Annotated in this window: 15 protein-coding genes; 8 read left to right on the top strand and 7 right to left on the bottom strand. The window is 73.5% G+C overall.

Going from position 1 to position 16875, the window contains the following annotated elements; genetic code table 11:
• The first annotated feature begins 186 nt into the window (after nucleotides 1-186).
• The 4 genes from egtA to egtD are packed head-to-tail and all read left to right on the top strand — an operon-like array spanning nucleotide 187 to nucleotide 4548.
• On the top strand, nucleotides 187-1461 hold the full coding sequence (gene egtA / locus ACZ4VA_RS31310; protein ID WP_356241603.1) for an ergothioneine biosynthesis glutamate--cysteine ligase EgtA: 1275 nt from the start codon (nucleotides 187-189) through the stop codon (nucleotides 1459-1461).
• Nucleotides 1458-2780 carry an ergothioneine biosynthesis protein EgtB gene (gene egtB, locus ACZ4VA_RS31305; protein ID WP_356165336.1) on the top strand — a complete coding sequence of 441 codons (1323 nt, stop codon included), beginning with the start codon at nucleotides 1458-1460 and terminating at the stop codon, nucleotides 2778-2780. Before egtA ends, egtB begins: the two co-directional genes overlap by 4 nt.
• A complete protein-coding gene (gene egtC, locus ACZ4VA_RS31300; RefSeq protein WP_356165333.1) occupies nucleotides 2780-3589 on the top strand; it encodes an ergothioneine biosynthesis protein EgtC in 810 nt (269 codons plus the stop codon). Before egtB ends, egtC begins: the two co-directional genes overlap by 1 nt.
• Nucleotides 3586-4548 (top strand): L-histidine N(alpha)-methyltransferase, encoded by a 963-nt coding sequence (gene egtD / locus ACZ4VA_RS31295; protein WP_468083365.1) that lies wholly within the window; start codon nucleotides 3586-3588, stop codon nucleotides 4546-4548. Before egtC ends, egtD begins: the two co-directional genes overlap by 4 nt.
• Nucleotides 4549-4749: 201 nt before the next feature.
• Here the strand turns inward: egtD and ACZ4VA_RS31290 are convergent, their stop codons facing one another.
• Together ACZ4VA_RS31290 and ACZ4VA_RS31285 are read right to left on the bottom strand one after the other, a co-directional pair.
• Complete coding sequence (locus ACZ4VA_RS31290; RefSeq protein ID WP_356241609.1) at nucleotides 4750-6021, bottom strand: extracellular solute-binding protein; 1272 nt, start codon at nucleotides 6019-6021, stop codon at nucleotides 4750-4752.
• A gap of 174 nt (nucleotides 6022-6195) precedes the next feature.
• On the bottom strand, nucleotides 6196-7611 hold the full coding sequence (locus ACZ4VA_RS31285; protein WP_468083363.1) for a cellulose binding domain-containing protein: 1416 nt from the start codon (nucleotides 7609-7611) through the stop codon (nucleotides 6196-6198).
• A 217-nt stretch (nucleotides 7612-7828) separates the two neighbouring features.
• Here ACZ4VA_RS31285 and ACZ4VA_RS31280 point away from each other — a divergent pair, with 217 nt between their 5' ends.
• Both ACZ4VA_RS31280 and ACZ4VA_RS31275 read left to right on the top strand, forming a co-directional pair.
• Nucleotides 7829-8638 carry a GntR family transcriptional regulator gene (locus ACZ4VA_RS31280; protein ID WP_355794175.1) on the top strand — a complete coding sequence of 270 codons (810 nt, stop codon included), beginning with the start codon at nucleotides 7829-7831 and terminating at the stop codon, nucleotides 8636-8638.
• Between the two features lie 39 nt (nucleotides 8639-8677).
• Nucleotides 8678-8893, top strand: a complete 216-nt coding sequence (locus ACZ4VA_RS31275) for a dodecin (protein ID WP_121407380.1) — start codon at nucleotides 8678-8680, stop codon at nucleotides 8891-8893.
• A 48-nt stretch (nucleotides 8894-8941) separates the two neighbouring features.
• Here the strand turns inward: ACZ4VA_RS31275 and ACZ4VA_RS31270 are convergent, their stop codons facing one another.
• From ACZ4VA_RS31270 to ACZ4VA_RS31260, 3 genes are read right to left on the bottom strand one after another with little or no spacing between them, the layout of a single operon-like run.
• Nucleotides 8942-9430, bottom strand: a complete 489-nt coding sequence (locus ACZ4VA_RS31270; RefSeq protein ID WP_355794173.1) for a phosphatase domain-containing protein — start codon at nucleotides 9428-9430, stop codon at nucleotides 8942-8944.
• Between the two features lie 38 nt (nucleotides 9431-9468).
• On the bottom strand, nucleotides 9469-10239 hold the full coding sequence (locus ACZ4VA_RS31265) for a TIGR03943 family putative permease subunit (RefSeq protein WP_356241614.1): 771 nt from the start codon (nucleotides 10237-10239) through the stop codon (nucleotides 9469-9471).
• Nucleotides 10236-11246: a permease gene (locus ACZ4VA_RS31260; protein ID WP_356241616.1), complete on the bottom strand. Its 1011-nt coding sequence runs from the start codon at nucleotides 11244-11246 to the stop codon at nucleotides 10236-10238. The genes ACZ4VA_RS31265 and ACZ4VA_RS31260 overlap by 4 nt, the downstream gene beginning before the upstream one ends.
• A 224-nt stretch (nucleotides 11247-11470) precedes the next feature.
• On the opposite strand from ACZ4VA_RS31260, the gene ACZ4VA_RS31255 reads away from it, so the two are divergent.
• On the top strand, nucleotides 11471-12493 hold the full coding sequence (locus tag ACZ4VA_RS31255) for an LLM class flavin-dependent oxidoreductase (protein WP_356241618.1): 1023 nt from the start codon (nucleotides 11471-11473) through the stop codon (nucleotides 12491-12493).
• 40 nt (nucleotides 12494-12533) lie between these two features.
• The gene (locus ACZ4VA_RS31250) at nucleotides 12534-14891 is read left to right on the top strand and encodes an ATP-binding cassette domain-containing protein (protein ID WP_468083359.1); all 2358 of its coding nucleotides are present in this window, start codon (nucleotides 12534-12536) and stop codon (nucleotides 14889-14891) included.
• 167 nt (nucleotides 14892-15058) lie between these two features.
• Here the strand turns inward: ACZ4VA_RS31250 and ACZ4VA_RS31245 are convergent, their stop codons facing one another.
• Entirely contained in the window at nucleotides 15059-16066 is a 1008-nt protein-coding gene (locus ACZ4VA_RS31245) for a lysophospholipid acyltransferase family protein (RefSeq protein WP_468083357.1), read from the bottom strand.
• Complete coding sequence (locus ACZ4VA_RS31240) at nucleotides 16063-16854, bottom strand: GNAT family N-acetyltransferase (RefSeq protein WP_355789973.1); 792 nt, start codon at nucleotides 16852-16854, stop codon at nucleotides 16063-16065. The genes ACZ4VA_RS31245 and ACZ4VA_RS31240 overlap by 4 nt, the downstream gene beginning before the upstream one ends.
• Nucleotides 16855-16875 lie beyond the last annotated feature (21 nt).

The following is a 16875-nucleotide window of genomic DNA, read 5'->3' as shown; positions in this document are numbered from 1 at the left end:
GCGATGCTGGTCATGCGACGCAACAGAGTTTTCCGGGCGCTCGAACACTGTTCCCCTGACCCCGAAAGCGACGATCTGCACTCTTGTGCGAACCGGCTTTCGTGGTCTTGGGTGGTACGAGCGATGCCGGTCCGGCCCATCAGAAGCCGGACCGGCGGCATGATGGAATCTCAGGAGGATCCCGACATGTCCGATTCGGTGAGTGACTGTACGGAGCACCGCTCCCTGGTCACCGAAGCCGAGGTGGAGGCGCTGGTCCGAGGCATCTGCTTCAAGACCGGACCGCCCCGACTCCTCGGCGTCGAAGTGGAATGGCTCGTCCACGAGCTGCGTGAACCGCGGCTCCCCGTAACACCCGCACGACTCGAAGCGGCTTACACCGCAGTGCGGGCCCTGCCCCTGCGTTCGGCGCTCACCGTCGAACCGGGCGGTCAGCTGGAGCTCAGCTCCCTTCCCGCCGCCTCCCTGATGGAGTGCGTCGAGACCGTGTCCGCCGACCTCGCCGCCGTACGCGGGGCCTTGCGCGAGAGAGGCCTCGGCCTCAGCGGATACGGCCAGGACCCCTGGAAACCCCCGAGCCGCTTCCTTCGGGAACCGCGCTACGACGCCATGGAGCGCTGCCTCGACCGCACGGGTCCCGAGGGCCGCGCCATGATGTGCTCCTCCGCCTCCGTCCAGGTGTGCCTGGACGCCGGGTACGAGGAGCCGGGGCCGCTCGGGCACGGGCGGCGCTGGTGGCTCGCGCACCAGCTGGGCGCCGTCCTGGTGGCGGCGTTCGCCAACTCGCCGATGGCCGCCGGGCGGCCGACCGGCTGGCGCTCCACGCGCCAGTCGCTGTGGGCGGCGATGGACCCCGGGCGCTCCGGCGCACCCTCGCTCGCGGGTGATCCGCGGGCCACCTGGGCCCGGCACGTCCTGGACGCGCCGGTGATGTGCGTACGGAACCCGGACGGCCCCTGGTCCACGCCCGAGGGGCTCACCTTCCGGGCCTGGACGCGGTCCGGCTCCCCGCCGGACCGGACCGACCTGGACTACCACCTGACCACCCTGTTCCCGCCGGTGCGCCCGCGCGGGCATCTCGAACTGCGCATGATCGACGCCCAGCCGGGCGACGACGGGTGGATGGTGCCGCTCGCCGTCACCACCGCCCTGTTCGACGACGCGGAGGCCGCCGAGACCGCCTACCGGACGGTGAAACCCCTGGCCGAACGGGCGGGCTCGCAGGCCGCCCCGTGCAATCCGCTGTGGACCGAGGCCGCGCGCGGCGGCCTCGGCGACCCCGAGCTGCGGGAGGCCGCCGCCGTCTGTTTCGCGGCCGCCGCCGAGGCGCTGCCGCGTATCGGCGCGTCCCCCGCGGTGCGGGAGGCGGTGGCCCGGTTCACCGACCGCTACGTGGCCCGGGGGCGCTGTCCCGCCGACGATCTGCTCGACCAGTTCCACGGGAAGGACATCCGCACATGACCGCCCCCGAATCCCTCACGGACCCGGAGTCGCTCAGGGAGCGCGCCCTGGAGGCGCTGGTGACGGCCCGCGACCGCACCGCGCTCCTGACCTCCTGTGTGGAGGAGCCCGAACTCACCGCGCAGCACTCGCCGTTGATGTCGCCACTGGTGTGGGACCTCGCCCACATCGGCAACCAGGAAGAGCTGTGGCTGCTGCGCGCCGTCGCCGGACGGGAGCCGATGCGCCCGGAGATCGACGGCCTGTACGACGCCTTCGAGCACCCGCGCGCCGAGCGGCCCTCCCTCCCGCTGCTGCCCCCCGAGGAGGCCCGCCGCTACGCCGCCGACGTGCGGGGGCGGGCGCTGGACGTGCTGGAGAGCAGCACGTTCCGGGGCACGCGGCTGACCGAGGCAGGTTTCGCCTTCGGCATGATCGCGCAGCACGAACAGCAGCACGACGAGACCATGCTGATCACCCATCAGCTGCGCCGGGGGCCCGCCGCGCTCACCGCGCCGGACCCGGTGGCCGGACCGCCGTTCACGGGACCCGCCGAAGTCCTGGTTCCGGGCGGCCCGTTCACCATGGGCACCTCGGCCGAGCCCTGGTCGCTCGACAACGAACGCCCGGCGCACGAGCGCGACATACCGGCGTTCCACATCGACACCACGCCGGTCACCAACGCCGCCTACCAGGCCTTCATCGAGGACGGCGGCTACGGTGACGCCCGCTGGTGGACGGCCGAGGGCTGGGACCACATCCGCGCGCACTCCATCGAGGCGCCGCTGTACTGGCGCCGCGACGGCGGGCAGTGGCTGCGCAGGCGCTTCGGCGTCACCGAGGTCGTACCGCCCGACGAGCCCGTGCTGCACGTGAGCTGGTACGAGGCCGACGCGTACGCCCGCTGGGCGGGGCGCCGGCTGCCCACCGAGGCCGAGTGGGAGAAGGCCGCCCGCCACGACCCGGTCTCCGGCCGCTCCCGGCGCTACCCGTGGGGGGACGAGGACCCGACCCCGGACCACGCCAACCTGGGCCAGCGCCACCTGCGCCCGGCGCCGGCCGGCAGCTACCCGGCGGGCGAGTCCCCGCTCGGCGTACGGCAGTTGATCGGCGACGTGTGGGAGTGGACCGCGAGCGACTTCACGGCGTACCCGGGCTTCACCGCGTTCCCGTACAAGGAGTACTCGGAGGTGTTCTTCGGGCCGGAGCACAAGGTGCTGCGCGGCGGCTCGTTCGCCGTGGACCAGGTGGCCTGCCGCGGCACCTTCCGCAACTGGGACTACCCGGTCCGGCGGCAGATCTTCTCCGGGTTCCGCACCGCCCGCGACGGAGCCGCCTGATGTGCCGTCATGTGGCGTACCTGGGGCCCGAGGAGCCGCTCGGCGCCCTTCTCGTGGCACCGCCGCACGCCCTGTACCGGCAGTCGTGGGCCCCCCGCCGACAGCGCTACGGCACGGTCAACGCCGACGGGTTCGGCGTCGGCTGGTACGCGCACGGGGACGCCGTTCCCGCCCGCTACCGCCGGCCCGGCCCCATCTGGGGCGACCAGTCCTTCGCGGACCTGGCCCGGGTGGTGCGCTCGGGCGCGCTGCTCGCGGCGGTCCGGGACGCGACGGTGGGCGGCGCAGACGGGGAGGCCGCGGCGGCCCCGTTCGCCGCGGGCCGCTGGCTGTTCAGCCACAACGGCGCCGTCGCGGGGTGGCCCGGCTCGCTGGCCCCGCTCGCGACGACGCTGCCGCCCGCCGCCCTGCTGTCGATGGAGGCCCGCTGCGACTCGGCGCTCGTGTGGGCGCTCGTCCTCGAACGGCTGCGGGGCGGCGACGACGAGAGCCAGGCGCTCTCCGACACGGTCCTGGAGGTCGCCGCGGCGGCCCCCGGATCGCGGCTCAACCTGCTGCTCACCAACGGCGAGACGATCACCGCCACCGCCTGGGGCGACACCCTGTGGTACCTCGCCGAACCGGGCCGCAGCACCGTCGTGGCCTCCGAACCCTACGACGACGATCCGCACTGGCAGGAGGTGCCGGACCGCACGCTGCTCGCGGCGAGCCGCACCGACGTCCTGCTCACCCCCCTCAAGGACCCGCTGGAACAGAGCGCGCCGCAAGGACACCTGGCATCCGCCCCACCCGAGGAGCCCCGCACGTGAGCCCGTTCCTTCTCACCCGCACCCTGCCCGAGGACGCCACGGAGGCGGCGCTGCGCGCCGACGTCCTGCACGGCCTCACCCGCACCCCCAAAACGCTGCCGCCGAAGTGGTTCTACGACGCGCACGGCAGCGAGCTCTTCGAGAAGATCACCGAACTGCCGGAGTACTACCCGACCAGGGCCGAGCGCGAGATCCTCAGCGCCCGGGCCGGCGAGATCGCCGCGGCGACCGGCGCCCGTACCGTCGTCGAGCTGGGCTCGGGCTCCAGCGAGAAGACCCGGCACCTGCTCGACGCCCTGCCGGGGCTGCACACGTACGTGCCGGTCGACGTGAGCGAGAGCGCCCTGAGCCTGGCCGGGCGGGCGCTGGCCGCCGAGCGCCCGGACCTCGGCGTGCACGCGCTGATCGCCGACTTCACCGCGGGTCTCACCCTGCCGGACACCCCGGGCCCGCGGCTCGTCGCGTTCCTCGGCGGCACGATCGGCAATCTGCTGCCGGACGAGCGCGCGGCGTTCCTGGCGTCCGTACGCTCCCTGCTGGCACCCGGCGACACCCTGCTGCTGGGCACGGACCTGGTGAAGGGCCCGGCGGTGCTGGTCGCCGCGTACGACGACGCGGCGGGGGTGACGGCCGCGTTCAACAAGAACGTGCTGTCCGTCGTCAACCGCGAACTCGGCGCGGACTTCGACCTCGACGGCTTCGAGCACGTCGCGCTCTGGGACGCCGCGAACGAGTGGATCGAGATGCGGCTGCGCTCGCGCACGGCGCAGACCGTGAAGATCCCGGCGCTGGAACTCGCCGTCGACTTCGAGGACGGGGAGGAGCTGCGCACCGAGATCTCCGCGAAGTTCCGGAAGGAGCGGGTACGTGACGATCTCGCCGCCGCGGGCCTGGAGTTGGCGCACTGGTGGACGGACGAGGAGGGACGCTTCGCGCTCTCGCTGAGCGTGGCCCGGTAGGCGTGTGCCGGTGAGGCGTGTGCTGGTGAGGCGTGTGCTGGTGAGGCGTGTGCCGGTGACGCCTGTACCGGTCAGGCGTGTGCCGGGCGCCGCGACGGGTGTCCGGTGCGCGCGGGCCGCCCGTGATGCCCGAACGGGCCGCGCGTGCGGTGCGGTTCGCCGGGGGTCCGTGTCTCCGCGAAGGCACGGACCCCCCGCACGTCACTCCTCGGCGACCGCCAGCGTCTCGGTGATCCGGCGTGAGGCGCGGGCGGCCTCGGCGGCGGGGTCGGAGCCGGTGAGGACCTTGGTCATGTAGTCCTTGATCGGGTTGTCCGCCTCCACGGCCGCCCACTCGGGCGAGGAGGGGGTCGCCCGGCCCTGCGCGGCGCCCGCCGCCATGGCCGCGACCCCCTCCTTGTCCGCGACCACACCGGCGAGCGTGGTCTTGTTGGGCACGTAGTCCATCGTCCGGGCCAGTTCCTTCTGCCACTTGGCGCCGGCCAGCGCGGCGATGACGGCGATCGCCCCGCGCCGGTCGTCGGTGTTCTTCGGCACCACCAGGTCGGAGCCGCCGGTGAAGACGGCACCGGGCCGGGCCGCCGTCCTCCCCGGCACCGGGAAGTACCCGAGTTCGTCCTCGAGTTCGGGGTTCGCCTGCACGACGGCCCGGGCGAGGCCGGGCACCGCGACGATCTGCGCGACCTGCCCCTTGGCGAACACCCCTGCCTGCGGCGGGTGTTCCTCGTCGGCGTCGACCGGGCCCTCACCGAGAGACTGGAGGCGCCGGTAGAAGTCCATCCCGCGCAGCGCGGCCGGCGTGTTCAGGGCTCCCTCCCAGGTCCCGTCGGACTCGGTCGCCAGCTCGCCGCCCTCCTCCCAGATGAACCCGGCGAGGGTGTACCAGTCCTGTCCGGCGAGGTAGATGCCCTGGGTGCCGCCGGAGTCGAGCTTGCGCGTGTCCGCGAGCCACTGTTCGCGCGTCCTCGGGGGCTTCTTGATCCCGGCCCGCGCGAAGAGGTCCTTGCGGTAGATCACCACACGGTTGGCCGCGTACCACGGGATGCCGTACTGCCGGAAGACGTACTTGCCCGGTTCGGCGAGGCCGGGCAGCCAGTCGTCCCTGCCCCAGTCGCGCATCGACTCCAGTGTCAGGTCGAGCAGCCCGTCCCCCGCGACGTACTGGGCGACCTGGGTGTTGCCGACCTCGATCACGTCGGGGGCGTCGTCGGCCGGCCCCTTCAGCGCGGCCTGCACCTTGTCGCCGATCCCGGTCCACTGCTGGATGCGGACGTCGAGCTCGAGGTCGCCGTGGGTCCGCTCGAACTCGTCGGTGAACCGGTCGATGAAGTCCTTGGAGGCGCTGTCCTTCATCAGCCACACCGTGACGGTCCGCCGGTCCGGGCCTGACTCGGGCAGGGCGCCGCAGGCGGTCAGCAGGGACGCGGAGGCCAGGGTGGAGGCGAGGAGTGCGACAGCGGTTCGACGTCTCACGAGGGGTCCTGTTCTGTCTTGCGGACAGGGGAAGGGAGCCCGACATGGGGGGACGAGCGGGTGCGCTCGCACGGGTGTGCTGGATTTTGGTATGGACCAATCGAACCGTCAAGGGCGGAACCGGCCACGCGAGGTGGCGGCACCGGCCCCCCTCGGACCGGCGCCGCCGCCCGTTCAGCTTCCCGGCACGGTGTCCTGGAAGGTCGTCCCGGCACTGCGGAACGCGGCCACCTTGGCCGCCACCTGCGCCGGAGTGAGGACTTGGTCCTTGACGTGCAGGACGTAGTCCACCTGCTCGTCGTAGGCGCGCGGGGTGGTGCTCGTCTGGCCCGCCAGGTCGATCAGCCACTGGTTGAAGTTGATCGACATGGGCCGTTCGGGCAGGTAGGCGGCCCCGTGCGTCCCGAAGACCTGCCCGTCGACGTAGTACGTGATGCTGCTGCCGTCGATGGTCACCACCAGGTCGTGCCAGCCGGCGTAGCTCTGCCGTGCCTCACTGTGCTGGTTGACCGCCTCCCAGGGATCGGGCCGGTAGGTCTCCCAGGACGTCGTGTACAGGATGTTCGACGGCTCGCCCCAGCCGCCGTTGGGGAGGTACTCGAAGTCGTACTCCGCGTAGTCGTCGGCCATCGGGGCGGTCAGGTCGTTGATGGTGAAGAACGTCTGGACGAGGCGGTCGCCGTCCGGTCCGGACCGGGGCGCGTCGGAGAACTTGACGCGCGCCGCGTACGTCCCGTTCTTGAACTTCAGCGCCTTGGTGAGCACTTCGGTCTGCTTCGTCGACGCCCCGGTGCCCGCGGTCGACGTCTCCAGGTTCATCACGGAGTTGCCGTTCGCGTTCACGAAGGTGACGTTCTCGGGGGCCCAGGTGGCTCCGGGCACGCCGGGGCCGCCGGAGTTGGAGCGCACGTTCCAGCCGTGCTCCGAGATCTTCGGGTCGGTGTGGCCGCTGTAGTTGAAGTCGTCGAAGAGCGCGGCCCCGTTCGGCGGCGGGTCCGTGGGGTCGGTGGGCCCGGGACCGGGCTCGTTGCCCGCGGGCGCGGTCCCCCAGACGAGCGCGCCGGCGCGGGTCGCCGTGACCTTGCCCCAGCCGGCGTAGGAGGTCTGGGCGGCGCCGAACGAGTAGTCGTCGCTCTGCTTGAGCGTCTGCCAGTCGGCACGGTAGAAGCGGAGCTGCATGTCCCCGGTGTCGGCGCCGGGGGCGAGTGAGCCGGCGCCCGAGGTGAAGCCGATCTCCAGGTAGCGGTCGGCGGTCGCCGTGGGCGAGGCGAGCGTGCCGAAGGTGCCGGTGATGTTGGAACAGCCCTTCACCGCCCAGGAGCAGGCGAAACGGTAGGTCGTGCTCGGGCTGTCGGCCTTGAAGTAGTACCGGAGCCGCACCTCACTGAGCGGCACGGACGTGCCCGAGGTGTTGGTCACCTTGAGCCAGGGTTCGCTCTGGTCGGCGGTCGCGCCGGTCGCACTGGTGCGGTACTGGACGCTCAGTCCGTCGCCGGCCGCGTTCGCGGGCAGCGCGGTCAGCCCGGCGAATGCCAGTCCCGCCGCTGCGACGCCGACGGCGATGCGAAGTCTGGTGCCTTGTCGGTTCATGGATGAATCTCCTCTCGGAGTTCCGGGAAGCCGCGGCCTTACCAATTGGTCAGCTGACCACTTACGCGTGGTTGAAGGTGGCATAGACCAATGCACGCGTCAAGGCCCGTCACAGCAAAGGGAGTTGACGGCTCCTCCTCGTCAAGTGGTCAAGCGACTGGTTACGATCGGCCTGACCAGCTGTGCCCAGCAACGGAGGGTCGAGCGCATGGACGGAATGCTGAAGCGGGAGCGGGTACGCGATTTCCTGCTCGGCCTGGTCGAGGAGCGCGGCCCCGGAGCCGCGATCCCCTCCGAGCGCACCCTCTGCTCCCAACTCGGCGTCTCACGGCCCACGTTGCGCGCCGCTGTGGACGAACTCGTCGCCACGGGGCTGCTGGTGCGCGAGCACGGCCGGGGCATGTTCGTGGCACCGGAGAAGATCACGCAGGAGATCGTCGCCGGGCACCGGCCGGCCCGCGTACCGCTCGCCGCGGGCACCTGGTCCAGCCGCATCCTGGAACTGACGAGGATCCGCGCCGGCGCCCGGGTCGGCCGGAAACTGCGCACCTCGCCCGCCGCGGAGCTGCTCTACGTCGCGCGCCAGCGACTGGTCGACGGCGTGCCCATGGCCATCGAGCATCTGCACATCCCGGCGGAACTGGTGCCCACGCTCACCGCCGCCGAGCTGGAGGCGGGCGACCTCTACGAGCATCTGCGGGACCACCACGGGATCTCGGTCCACGAGGCGACCCAGTCGATCGAGCCGACCGTCGTCAGCGAGGCCGAGGCGAAGATCCTCGGCGTTCCCGTCCTGTCCCCGGCGCTCCTCATCGAGCGTCTGACCACGGACACCGACGAGCGTCCCGTCGAGTACGTCCACTCCCTCTACCGGGGCGACCGCTACCGCATCGTCTCCCGGCTGTCCCTGGCGCCGCCCCGGCCGGCCGCCGACACCGAGCCGGACCGCGCGGAGAGCGCGGGCGACTTCGCCCACGGGGTGCCCGACATCTCGCGCACGGCCGCGCTCTGGGGCACCGTGGAGTGACGCGTGGCACAGGGGCCACGGCGGAGAGGAGCTACCTGCATGTCCAACCACACCTATCGGGTCACCGAGATCGTCGGCACCTCGACGGAGGGCGTCGACCAGGCCGTCCGCAACGGGATCGCCCGGGCCTCGCAGACCCTGCGCAACCTCGACTGGTTCGAGGTCACGCAGGTCAGGGGCCAGATCGAGAACGGGCAGATCGAGCACTACCAGGTCGGTCTCAAGGTCGGCTTCCGTCTGGAGGACGGCGACTGACGCGCGGCGCCCCGGTACCGCGGTCCCCCGCGGGAGGAGTCGCCCCGGTCAGGTCCGGCCCTCCCGTTCCTGCGCCTCCTCCAGCGCGGCGGACGTAGCCGCCCACCGGGCCCGTACGACGGTGAAGCCGGCCCGCTCGGCGTCCGCGCAGACGAGTTCGTCGTCGTCCACGAAGACGCGGATCTCGCGGTCGCGGGCCAGCCGTCGCAGGATCTCCAGCTTGGTGCGGCGGGCGGGCCTGCGGTCGTCGTCCCGGCGCATCCGCAGCGTCCCCTCGGGCAGCCCCTGCGCGGCGAGCCAGGCGAGCGTGTCGCGGCGGCAGCGCTCGGGGCGGCCGGTGAGGTAGAGCACCTCGCACTCCTCGGCGCTGCCGCGCGCCAGCGCCACGCCCTCCGCCAGCGGCGGGTCGTGCGGCGCCGCCGCGAAGAACGCGTCCCAGTCCCGGGGCTTGCGCTCCAGGAACCGCTGGCGGTGCGCGGTGTCGGCGAGTGTGCCGTCGAGATCGAATACGGCCAGGGGCCGGCTGTTCCTCGTCACGCCGACCACCTTAGGAGCACGGCGGTCCGAGCGGGTCGTCAGCTGTTCCAGCTCTCGTCGTACGGGTCGCGCGGGGCCGGGACGGGCCTGGCGCGGTCGACGTCGATGAACGGGATCCGGCCGCCGTTGACCGGGTCCGTCGTCCGCCGGCCGGTGTAGGTGCCGACGACGACCAGCCAGGTGTCGGGCTGGAGGACGGGCGGGACCCGTCCGGACAGACCGACCTTGACGGGCTGCGCGTCGGCGGCGCAGCAGTTGAGCGCCATGCGGACGAGGTAGGGCGTGCCGTCGCGGCCGAGCGCCACGAACCCGGTGATCTCGACCCGCCGTCCGTCGAGCGAGCGCCCGTGGTCGTAGGCGGCGCGTCCCGCGTAGTCGACGAGGCTGAGGCGCAGGGGGTCGCCGGCGGGCAGTCCGGGATAGCCGAAGGGCTGCTGCAGCGCCGTACCGGCGTGCATGGCGCTGTAGGAGCCCAGCGCGGGCGGGGCGACCAGGATGAGCGCGAGCAGCGGCAGGACCAGCAGCCAGGCGACGCGCGGCTCCCGGTGGGCGTGCCCGTGCCCGTCCGCCTCCCCGGGGCCTTCGCCGCCGCCGTCCGCGGCTCCCCCTCCCTCCCCGGTCTTCGGCGCGGGCCGCCGCAGTTCGTAGCGGACGGTGGCGACGGCGGTGGCGATCAGGACGACTCCGGCCGCGATCAGCAGCGGACGCAGCCCCGCCTTGACGTACCGGAGGTACAGATCGGTGAAGGAGGCGTGCAGCACCGCCGCGCCGGTCAGGAAGAGCACGGCCGCCTGTGCCTGCCGGTTCACAGGATCACCGTCCCGACGAGGGCCGACACGAGGACGGCGAGGGTGAAGGTCGCCGGGGCGAACCGCAGGGCGAAGCCGCGCCCGAAGGTGGCGGTCTGCATGGCGAACAGCTTCAGGTCGATCATGGGCCCGACGACCAGGAAGGCCAGCCGGGCGGTGAGCGAGAACTGGGACAGGGACGCCACCACGAACGCGTCGGCCTCCGAGCAGATCGACAGCAGCACGGCGAGAACCGCCAGGGCGAGGATCGCGACCACGGGGTTGCCGGCCGCCGTCCGCAGCCAGTCCGCCGGCACCACGGCCTTGAGCGTCGCCGCCGCCATCGCCCCCACCACGAGGAACCCGCCGGCGTGCATGACGTCGTGCCGCACGGACCCCCAGAACGCCGCTCCCCGGCCGTGGCCCTCGAACGAGGGATGGGCGGGCGGGCGCAGCCAGTCGGCGCGCCCCAGCCGCTGCCACAGCCAGCCCATCAGACAGGCCACCAGCAGACTCGCCACGAAGCGGGCCAGCACCATCCGGGGTTCGCGCGGGAACGCGACGGCGGTCGCGGTCAGGACGATCGGGTTGATCGCGGGCGCGGACAGCAGGAAGGCCAGGGCGGCCGCGGGGGTGACCCCCCGGCGCACGAGCGCGCCCGCCACCGGTACGGACGCGCACTCGCAGCCGGGCAGGACGGCTCCCGCCATCCCGGCCACCGGGACGGCGAGGGCGGGGCGCGCGGGCAGCGCCCGGGCGAAGAACGACGGCGGGACGAACACGGCGATGGCCGCCGACAGCAGGACACCGAGGACGAGGAAGGGCAGCGCCTGCACGACCACCGCGACGAACACGGTCGTCCAGCTCTGCATCACCGGCTCGGACAGGGCCCGGCGGACCGGCCCCTGGAACGCGACCACCACGAGCAGCACCATGGTGAGCACGAGGGGCGAGCTGAACTGCCAGCCCTGCGGATCGCCGGACTCCTGCCGCCGGGCACGCGGCGGGGCTTCCTTGATGGTCGTCACGGGTGAGGTACCTCCGGCGTGGCACGGGCGTGGGCTGATGCCCCTCCCCTTCAGTACGCCGGTTCGGGCGCACCTGCTCAGCCGGGTTCGCACCGTCCTGGAAGTCGCGGGCCATCAGCGGTGTTGTACCGGTAGATCGACAGCGGCACAGCCGAATGCACGGAACCGGCCGGCGAGGACGCCGGCAGGACCGGCGGACCGGCCTTCGGGCGAAGGGATCCCGCGTGGAAGCCACACGTTTCTCCGTACTCGACCGTTCCCGCACCCGGGAGGGGCACGACGGGGCGCAGGCGCTTCGGGACACCGTGGCGCTGGCGCGGGAGCTGGAGACGCTCGGCTACCACCGGGTCTGGGTCTCGGAGCATCACGGTGTGCCCGGGATCGCCGGTTCGGCGCCGACGGTGCTGGCCGCGGCGGTCGCGGCGGCGACCCGCCGCATCCGCGTGGGCACCGGCGGCGTCATGCTGCCGAACCACCGTCCGCTGGTGGTGGCCGAGCAGTTCGGCGTGCTGGAGTCCCTCTTCCCGGGCCGGATCGACATGGGGCTCGGGCGCTCCGTGGGCTTCACGGACGGTGTGCGCCGGGCGCTGGGCCGGGACAAGGAGGACGCCGAGGACTTCGCCGCCCAGCTCGACGAACTCCTCGGCTGGTTCCGGGGCACGTCCCCGACCGGTGTCCACGCGCGGCCGGCGGAGGGGCTGCGGGTGCCGCCCTTCGTCCTGGCCCTCGGCGAGGGCGCCGACGTCGCGGCGCGGGCCGGACTGCCCATGGTCATCGGCGACCTCAGGAACCGCGACCGGATGCGGCGCGGCGTCGACCGCTACCGGGAGACGTTCCGTCCCTCCCCGTGGGCGCGGGAGCCGTACGTGGTGGTGTCCGGCACGGTGGCGGTCGCGGCCACCGAGGAGGCGGCACGCCGTGTCCTCGTCCCCGAGGCCTGGTCGATGGCGTACTCGCGCACCCACGGCACGTTCCCGCCGCTGCCGCCCGCCGAACGGGTGGAGGCACTCGTCATGTCCGCCCGGGAGCGGGAGTTCTACGAGTCCGGGCTGACCGGCCACATCGCCGGCACCGAGGACCAAGTGGCCGACGCCCTGCGGACGCTGGTCGAGGAGACCGGCGCCCAGGAGGTGCTCGTCACCACCAGTACGTACGACCGCGCCGCGCTGCTGGACTCCTACCGGCGCCTCGCCCGGGTCGCCGGACTGACGGCCACCCACCGAGGTGACCTCGCGCGCACCCCGTAGAATCGTGGGGTTTTGTCCCCCGCCCCCGGGAGCCCGGCCCATGCACAGCCCCCACGACCCGTACGTCCGCGTACGCGGTGCCCGCGAGCACAACCTCCAGGGCGTCGACGTCGACATCCCGCGGGACGCGCTGGTGGTGTTCACCGGGGTCTCCGGATCGGGCAAGTCCTCGCTCGCCTTCGGCACGATCTACGCGGAGGCGCAGCGGCGCTACTTCGAGTCGGTCGCCCCGTACGCGCGCCGGCTGATCCACCAGATCGGGGCGCCGAAGGTCGGGGAGATCACCGGGCTGCCGCCCGCGGTGTCGCTCCAGCAGCGGCGCTCGACGCCCGGTTCGCGGTCCTCGGTCGGCACGGTCACCAACCTCTCGAACTCGCTGCGGATGCTGTTCTCCCGCGCCGGGGACTACCCCGCCGGCGCACAGCGGCTGGACTCGGACGCCTTCTCGCCGAACACTGCCGCCGGGGCCTGCCCGGAGTGCCACGGTCTCGGCCGCGTGCACCGGACGACCGAGGAGTCGCTGGTCCCCGACCCCTCGCTGTCGATCCGCGAGGGCGCGATCGCCGCCTGGCCGGGGGCCTGGCAGGGCAAGAACCTCCGCGACGTCCTCGACGCGCTGGGCCACGACGTGGACCGGCCCTGGCGCGAACTGCCCTCCGAGGAGCGGGAGTGGATCCTGTTCACGGACGAGCAGCCGGTCGTGACCGTGCATCCGGTGCGCGACGCCGACCGCATCCAACGCCCGTACCAGGGCACGTACATGAGCGCCCGGCGCTATGTCATGAAGACGTTCGCGGACTCCAGGAGCGCGACGCTGCGGGCCCGGGCGGAGCGGTTCCTGGAGAGCGCGCCCTGTCCGGTCTGCGGCGGCCGGCGGCTGCGTCCCGAGGCGCTGGCGGTGACGTTCGGCGGCCGGACGATCGCCGAGCTGGCCGCGCTGCCGCTGACCGAGCTGGCCGCGTCGCTGGAGCCGCGGGGGGAGACGGCGCGGGTCCTGACGGACGACCTGAGGGCGCGGATCGCACCGGTCGTCGAACTGGGTCTCGGCTATCTCAGCCTGGACCGCGCGACCCCCACCCTGTCCGCCGGCGAGCTCCAACGGCTGCGCCTGGCCACCCAGTTGCGCTCCGGGCTCTTCGGTGTCGTCTACGTCCTGGACGAGCCGTCCGCGGGGCTGCACCCGGCGGACACCGAGGCCCTGCTCACGGTGCTGGAGCGGCTGAAGGCGGCGGGCAACTCGGTGTTCGTGGTGGAACACCACCTCGACGTGGTGCGCGGCGCGGACTGGGTGGTCGACGTCGGCCCGCACGCGGGCGAGCGCGGCGGACGCGTCCTGCACAGCGGGCCGGTCGCCGGGCTGGCCGACGTGGCGGATTCGGCGACGGCCCGCCACCTCTTCCACCGCTCCCCTGAGCCGGCGCGGGAGGTACGCCGCACGCGCGGGCAGGTGAAGGTCGGGCCCGTCAGCCGGCACAACCTGCGCGGGGTGACCGCGGAGTTCCCGCTCGGGGTCTTCACGGCGGTCACCGGCGTCTCCGGGTCCGGGAAGTCCACCCTGATCGGTGAGCTGACCGGTGAACTGCCGGGCGTGGAGCGGCTCGTGAGCGTCGACCAGAAGCCCATCGGGCGGACGCCGCGCTCCAACCTGGCGACGTACACCGGTCTGTTCGACGTCGTGCGCAAGGTGTTCGCGGCGACCGACGAGGCGAAGCGGCGCCGGTACGGGGTGGGGCGCTTCTCCTTCAACGTCGCGGGCGGACGCTGCGAGACCTGCCAGGGCGAGGGGTTCGTCAGCGTCGAGCTGCTCTTCCTGCCGAGCACGTACGCCCCGTGCCCCGACTGCGGCGGGGCCCGCTACAACCCCGAGACGCTCGAAGTGACGTACCGCGGGCGGAACATCGCCCAGGTGCTCGACCTGACGGTGGAGGGCGCCGCCGAGTTCTTCGCGGACACTCCCGCCGTCGCCCGCAGCCTCTCCGCCCTGCTCGACGTGGGGCTCGGCTATGTGCGGCTCGGCCAGCCCGCGACGGAGCTGTCCGGCGGTGAGGCGCAGCGCATCAAGCTGGCCAGTGAGTTGCAGCGGGTGCGGCGCGGCTCCACGCTCTACCTTCTCGACGAGCCGACGACCGGACTGCACCCGGCGGACGTCGAGGTCCTGACGCGCCGGCTGCACGAGCTGGTCGACGCGGGCCACACCGTCGTGGTCGTCGAGCACGACATGGCGGTGGTCGCCGGAGCGGACTGGGTGATCGACCTCGGACCGGGCGGGGGCGACGCGGGCGGACGGATCGTCGCGGCGGGACCTCCGGCCGAGGTGGCGGCCGTACGGGAGAGCAGCACGGCCCGCCACCTCGCCGCCCACCTCACACGTACGCCGCCCGCGACCCCGCCCGACTGAGAACCCACGCCCACCGACCACCCCGGACGAGGCCGGGGCGTCCTAGGTGCTCGGCGCGGTGCTCGGCTCGCGGGGTGTGGCAGAGCAACACGGAGCCTGACCCCGCGCTGAGGACCCCGGACGCTTGAGCACCGCCCGCCGAACAGCCATGACGACCGAGCCGGGGCTCACCCTCCGTGCGCCGGCGAGCGCCAACCCGTTGGGGCGCCCCCGGACGACAGCCGCCGCACTCCCGCCCTCGGCGACGCGATCCATCCGGACGTCCCCGGCGGCACCGCGCCGCCCGGCTCCACCGCCCGCTGGGCCGCCTGGGCCAGGGCGCGCCGGTCGGTGTGGGTGCCCGGGGCGAGAGGGGCGCGTACCTCCACCTCGGCCACCAGCCCGCGTGCCGTCGCCACGCGCCACAGCGAGGCCAGCAGCGAGTCGTCGCCGACGAAGGCGGGCGCCGTGGTGGCCGCTCCCCCGGCGAGCCGGTAGCGGACGCGCACCGGCTGGACGGCGACACCGGCGTCGAGCGCGGCCTGGAAGACGGCCCGCCGGAAGCGGCCCTGGGCCCGGCCGCACCAGGTGCTGCCCTCGGGGAAGGCCACCACCGCGGCGCCCGCGCGCAGGGCTTCGGTGATCCGCGCGACGGTGTGCGGCAGCGCCCGCAGCCGGTCGCGCTCGATGAACAGGGTGCCGCCGCGCGCCGCGAGCCCGCCCGCCACCGGCCACCGCCCGACCTCCGACTTGGCCAGCATGCGGCCCGGGCGGACGGCGGCGAGGAGCGGTATGTCCAGCCAGGAGATGTGGTTGGCGACGAGCAGCAGACCGCCGGTCGGCGCGGCCGTGCCGGTGATGCGCACGCGGACGCCCGAGGCCCGGACCACGAGCCGGCACAAGCGTCGGACCAGCCGGTCCCGGGGGCCCGCCGGCGTCCTGGCGAGGACGGGGACGAGCGCGATCCCCGTGAGGGTCAGCGCCAGTACCGCCGCCAGCCGGAGGGCGGCCAGCGGCGCCGCGGCCACGCCGCCCGGGTCCGGGACGCAGGCCGGCGGGGAGCAGGGCGCGCTGGGCAGCCAGGCGCTCGCGGCCGCGGGGGTCCCGGCCGGGCGGACGGCCGGGACCCGGGACGGCGGACGCGGCGCGCGCGGGTGCGGAAGCCGCACCGCGCCGGCCGTGGGGGCCCGCATCACGCGGGGACGAGCGAGAGGAAGTGCCGCAGGTAGCGCGGGTCCACCCGGCGCATCGACAGCAGCACGTACAGGTCGGCGACGCCGAAGTCCGGGTCGTGCGCGGGCTCCCCGCAGACCCAGGCGCCGAGGCGCAGATAGCCGCGCAGCAGCGGGGGCAGGTCGCGGCGCCCGACCCCCGGCGCCGGTGTGCGGGCGGACCCGGCGGTGTCCGGCGACCACGGCAGCAGCGGCCGTACGCGGTACTCCTCGGGGGCCAGGTGCTTGGTCCGCACCCGCTCCCAGGTGCTCGCGGCGAGTGCGCCGCCGTCGCCGAGCGGGAGGGAGCAGCAACCGGCGAGCCAGTCGTGGCCGCCCTCCACCATGTAGCGGGCGATGCCCGCCCAGATGAGTCCGATGACCGTGCCGTCCCGGTGGTCGGGGTGCACGCAGGAGCGCCCGACCTCGACGAGGCCGGGGCGGATCGCGGCGAGCGGGCCGAGGTCGAACTCGCTCTCGGAGTAGAGCCGTCCGGCGATCGCCGCCCGCTCCGGGGGCAGCAGCCGGTAGGTGCCGACGACCTGGTCCGTGAGGGTGTCGCGCACCAGCAGGTGGTCGCAGTAGGCGTCGAAGGGGTCGATGTCGAGGCCGGGCTGCGGGGAGGCGAGCAGGGCGCCCATCTCCCCCGCGAAGACCTCGTGGCGCAGCCGCTGCGCGGCCCGCACGTCGGCCTCGTCGCGGGCCAGGGTGACGGTGTAACGGGCGGGGGACGTCGGCTGCGGCGGGCTGGCGAGGGTGGAAACGCCGGTCATGGCACTCTCCTGGTCACGGGC

The organism is Streptomyces sp. NPDC028308 (assembly GCF_055565855.1).
This window is presented reverse-complemented; position numbering and strand designations above follow the sequence as displayed.

Bases quoted from the DNA above. Each gene is read 5' to 3' on its own strand.
- egtA (WP_356241603.1), top strand. From the start codon at position 187: ATGTCCGATTCGGTGAGTGACTGTACGGAGCACCGCTCCCTGGTCACC.
- egtB (WP_356165336.1), top strand. From the start codon at position 1,458: ATGACCGCCCCCGAATCCCTCACGGACCCGGAGTCGCTCAGGGAGCGC.
- egtC (WP_356165333.1), top strand. From the start codon at position 2,780: ATGTGCCGTCATGTGGCGTACCTGGGGCCCGAGGAGCCGCTCGGCGCC.
- ACZ4VA_RS31285 (WP_468083363.1), bottom strand. From the start codon at position 7,611: ATGAACCGACAAGGCACCAGACTTCGCATCGCCGTCGGCGTCGCAGCG.
- ACZ4VA_RS31280 (WP_355794175.1), top strand. From the start codon at position 7,829: ATGCTGAAGCGGGAGCGGGTACGCGATTTCCTGCTCGGCCTGGTCGAG.
- ACZ4VA_RS31275 (WP_121407380.1), top strand. From the start codon at position 8,678: ATGTCCAACCACACCTATCGGGTCACCGAGATCGTCGGCACCTCGACG.
- ACZ4VA_RS31250 (WP_468083359.1), top strand. From the start codon at position 12,534: ATGCACAGCCCCCACGACCCGTACGTCCGCGTACGCGGTGCCCGCGAG.
- ACZ4VA_RS31240 (WP_355789973.1), bottom strand. From the start codon at position 16,854: ATGACCGGCGTTTCCACCCTCGCCAGCCCGCCGCAGCCGACGTCCCCC.